The 254-nt window shown below is 62.6% G+C and carries 1 protein-coding gene; it reads left to right on the top strand.

Annotated elements, in window-relative coordinates:
* Positions 1 to 112: 112 nt before the first annotated feature.
* On the top strand, positions 113 to 254 hold a 142-nt coding region (locus tag B7449_RS18585; protein WP_148431427.1), incomplete at its 3' end, for an ArdC-like ssDNA-binding domain-containing protein.

Genomic DNA, 254 nt, shown 5'->3' with positions numbered 1-254 from the left:
CTTCCTCGATCCGTGCACGGGCATCATCGATCTCAGGTGACACCACCCTCGCCATCCGCTGCCCATCCGCGCCGCCCTTTGGGGCGGCGTCTGCATTTTCTGGAGACTGATCATGGCCAGAATCGAACGTACCGACATCCACCGGTCCGTCACTGACCGCATCATCCGCGAACTTGAAGCAGGAACCGTGCCATGGGTCTGCCCATGGAACCGCGCGAAATGCGGCATTGCCCTGCCGCGTAATGCCGCGACCG

Source organism: Komagataeibacter intermedius TF2 (assembly GCF_000964425.1).
GTDB lineage: Bacteria > Pseudomonadota > Alphaproteobacteria > Acetobacterales > Acetobacteraceae > Komagataeibacter > Komagataeibacter intermedius.
The sequence above is the reverse complement of the archived record's forward strand: the minus strand, read 5'-3'. Positions and strand labels throughout refer to the sequence as shown.